Genomic DNA, 3912 nt, shown 5'->3' on the forward strand with positions numbered 1-3912 from the left:
ATGGCATTACCTTTTCTCTGCATTTTTGAGCTCCTTTTTCGGTAATTTGGTTTGAGTAAATTTCCAAAGTTACTCGACAAAGGAGTTCTTTTCTACTCCGACAATTGCTTGTCACCTATACATGGTATCTTTCCTGAATCCGTTACAGCTGAAGAAGCAGAAATCCGCCGGCGGAAATTTCCGGAAGCGTCAGTTTACAGCCTCTTTTCTCATTGCAAAACAGTACCGGTTCCTTTCTGCCGGGGACGAAGAACCACGCCTCCTTCACCGCCCGGCGGCAGAACGGCAGTTCCAGGGCGCTCCCCGCCGGGATCGGCCGTTCGAAGAGATCGTGGTTGATCAACGAAAGCAGGAAATAGCCGTCACCAGTCAGAACTTTCACGTCGAGAAACGGCGCTTCCGCCCGGAACAGCGGTTCAATTCCGGCGCGGAGCAGGAGGTGTTCCGCTTCCAGATTGCTCCGGTAGGCGCCCCATTCGCCGTCCGTTGGCGCGTCGGGGAGAGCATAGCCTGCGTCGACGCAGAAGTGTTCCAGCGTCGCCACCTGGCCGCCGCGCTTGCGGAAGGCGGCCAGCTGTTGTTTCTCCTCGTCCGAAAGACCGGCCTCCTGCGGAACGATGAGAAGGCGTATGTTCAGTTTGTTGTCTTCCAGATCGCAGGCCCGCACGAAGTCGGGCGAAATGCCCGCGCGGGCGAAATCCTTCCAGCAGCGGAAGGTCCGCTCGGTGTTGCTTTCGAGGTTGACAAACGAAACATGATCCTGCTTTTTCTCCGGATCGGTGTTCTCGACGGCGTCGCACCAGGCGTTGACGTTTTCGGAAAAGAGCACGGCGACCCCGCTGCGGAATTTTTCCGCATTCACCAGACAGTCGCTCAACTCCCGGAGCAGCCGGGTCATGGCAACCGCCCGGTCGAACTTCTCCGTTCTGCTGCGGTCGCTGCGAAGCATGCCGAAGATGCCCGGTTCCGGAGAGTCCGGATAGGCGTAATCGGCTCGCCACTGGTAATAGAGGATTCCTTTGATGCCGGCGCCCGCGGCGGTGTACGCGTCGCGTTCCCAGGCGAATCCGGTCAAGCCGACCCCCGCGTTGTATTCCATGAGCCAGGCGTGTTTGCCGTAGAGCGCGGCGGCGCTTTCGGCAAGGGCCAGAATTTCGGATGTGTAGTAGTAGTACGCGCCGCACGTGGCGAAATAGAGCGTGATGCCGACCAGATCCATCTTTTCGGCGAGGCGGAAATAGTCCTCGCCGCGCAGACTGTTCCCCGGCATCAGCGGGCAGGGCATGCAGCAGGTCATGACTTCGCGGGCAGGGGAGACCGCCTTGGCTTCGGCCGCGAGCAGATTGAGGTAATCGTTCAGCCGCTGCAGGTGGAAGAGTCGCCACGAGATCCAGTCGGAGGGATCCTGATCGCGTTCCGGGTAGCGGCGGGGCGGTTCCATCCGGGCGGCGGCCTCCGCCGGTTTCCGGCCGGTTTCCACCAGCCATTTCCGCCAGGCGGCGATCGACGCCGGATGATAGTCGTACAACCCCTTCGACGGGTAGGCCGGTTCATTGTAGATCTGAAAGCCGACCACGTTGTCGAAGGCGTCGAAGTGGGCGGCGCACGCCTCCGTCGCTTCGCATTCGTCGCGGATCACCGCGGGGTGGTTCAGGCAGTGGCGGACGAACCACCCCCACTGGAACGGCATCGTTTCGTCGTGTTCGTTCCACATGATGATCTCCCGGGAGTCCGGCAGGTCGTAGGTGTACCCCTGCAGCCGCACGATTGCCGCAAGACCGGCCTTCTCCGCTTCGGCGCAGAGCTGGTCCGGCAGCGGGAAATCGACGACAATCTTCCCGTTGTCGCGGCGCACCTGGCCGATCGCCGCCAGCCGGACCAGTTCAAACCCGGCCGCGGCCATGTCGGCGAAATCCTTTTTCATTTCCCCGAAGCGGTCCTGGTCCGGAGGCACCGGATGTTTCTGCGGATGAAAGGAGGGGTAATAGGATTGCCCCAGGGCGAAGATCTTCCGGTTCGCCCGATGGAGGATGCCGTTTTTCAGCTGATACATTTCTCTGAGGTCCTTTGGTCAATGTGATACGTGAAACTCCCTGCGTCGACCGGTCACGGTCCCCACACCGATTCCTCATCGCTGCTGAAAGGGTAGGAGGAACCCGGATTCGACAGGTCGATCCGCCGCATTCCGGCGTTGCCGCCGACGTAGAGGATGCCGCAATCCCCGGCGTGCCGCGCGGCGGGATATCCGAGATCGGTCTCTTCAAAGGGTTTGGAGACGAGCTTGTTTCGCGGGGCAAGCCGGTAGACGCCCCAGGCGAAATCCGGAATTCCCCGGGCTCCGGCTCCCTTCCAGATTTCGGTGAGGAGAAACTGCGTGGAGGGGTAGCGGAACCGGACAAGTTTCTGCGCCTTCTGATAATCCTGCATGGCGTAGTTGGGGTGTCTGGTCCACAACTCATACCCGCCGCTCTTTCCGTCGAGAACCAGCTTGCCGGTGTAGGACGGGCAGACGAACACCTTGTTGGAGACATACAGGCCGGAGGTGAGGTTTTTCACCATCTCCGCCTTGGTCGGCGCGTCGCGGTGCCAGCCGGTCAGCCGAACCGGCCAGTAGTAGTTGAACTTCGCATCCCCCTCCCAGGCGGCGGGGATGAAATCGTTGTTGTCTCCGGCATAGGAGGCCATGCCGGTGCCGAGCTGTTTCAAATTGGAGAGACAGCGGATCGAGCGGCCCTTTTCCTTTGCCTTGTTCAGCGCCGGCAGCAGCATCGCCGCAAGGACTGCAATGATTGCAATAACAACCAGCAATTCTATTATTGTGAAACAGTTTCCATTTCTCCTTCCTGCCGGATTCCATCGATTCCGCTTACCCATTTTGTCCCCCTTCTTCTGACTTTTTTGGTCTGGCAACAGATTCTCTCTGAATGAGTTTTCCAGGGAATCTGAAGATGCCAGCAGTTTCGAATTCATTGCGATTTTCGATCCGGTCCTTGAGGAGCCTGGCGGCGAATTCCCCCATGGCCCGGCAGCCCGGCCGCAGGCTGGTCAGGGGGGGGATGGAATATTCCGCAGCCTCTCCGTCGTCAAACGCTACGATGCTCAGGTCCGCAGGTACGGAAATTTTCCTCCGCCATGCCTGATACAGCAGTTTCCGGGCCTGCTCCTGCCCGTAGGTGAGGATCGCGGTGGCCCGCAGCGTCAAAGCCTGCTGAATGCTCTCTTCGGAGTAGATCACCGCCGGTGCCGGTATGCCGAATTCTCCGCAGAGTTTCTCGAAACTGCTCCGCCGCTCCGTGACGCTGTAGTGCGTTCTCGAAGAGGGGGTGTCCACATAGAGAATGCGCCGGTGACCGAAGTCGTGGAGGCACTGCATCAGCACTCTGGTGTTGCTGTACTCGTCGTTGTTGATGGTGTCGATTTTGCGCGACGATCTGCCGTTCAGAATCAGGAGCGGGCAGGCCGGTTCGCCGAGAGGAAGCAGCTGTTCGTCGGTCAGCACGTCGGGCAGGACCAGCGCTTTCGTCTTCCAGAAGGGTTTCTGATAGAAGCTGCGCCCGGGGTCCGGCGCGAAGGAGAAGGTGTACTGGTACCCCTGTTCCCGCAGAATGGGAATCATCGTTTCAATGATGGACATGGTGGTACCGTAACTGAAGCGGAGGTCCGGAGTGCTGAAGAGACAGGAGATCGGACTGTTGACATTGGTCCGGAGCGTCTTGAAAATCATGTTCGGCTTATACCCAGACCGCTCCGCACAGGCGAGGATTTTCCGCCGCAACTCCGGATTGACGGAGAAATTTTTGGTATAATTGTTCAGAACCCGGCTGACCGTCGCCGGGGAGGTGTTGCATTCTTTGGCTATTTCTTTGAGTGTCATGTCTGAAAATTTCTTAGAAATCCGCTTTTCTATGGAAA

Annotated in this window: 3 protein-coding genes; all 3 read right to left on the reverse strand. The window is 58.8% G+C overall.

The genetic code is table 11. From position 1 onward, the window contains the following. Positions 1-142: 142 nt before the first annotated feature. From ACMLHG_RS09435 to ACMLHG_RS09445, 3 genes are read right to left on the reverse strand one after another with little or no spacing between them, the layout of a single operon-like run. On the reverse strand, positions 143-2053 hold the full coding sequence (locus tag ACMLHG_RS09435; protein WP_417170326.1) for a beta-galactosidase: 1911 nt from the start codon (positions 2051-2053) through the stop codon (positions 143-145). Between the two features lie 53 nt (positions 2054-2106). After that, on the reverse strand, positions 2107-2874 hold the full coding sequence (locus ACMLHG_RS09440; protein ID WP_417170327.1) for a type II secretion system protein: 768 nt from the start codon (positions 2872-2874) through the stop codon (positions 2107-2109). Next, a complete protein-coding gene (locus tag ACMLHG_RS09445) occupies positions 2867-3874 on the reverse strand; it encodes a LacI family DNA-binding transcriptional regulator (protein ID WP_295812972.1) in 1008 nt (335 codons plus the stop codon). Before ACMLHG_RS09445 ends, ACMLHG_RS09440 begins: the two co-directional genes overlap by 8 nt. Positions 3875-3912: the final 38 nt, after the last annotated feature.

Origin of the sequence: Victivallis sp. (genome assembly GCF_048170485.1) — a bacterium.
In the GTDB taxonomy this organism is placed as follows: Bacteria; Verrucomicrobiota; Lentisphaeria; order Victivallales; family Victivallaceae; genus Victivallis.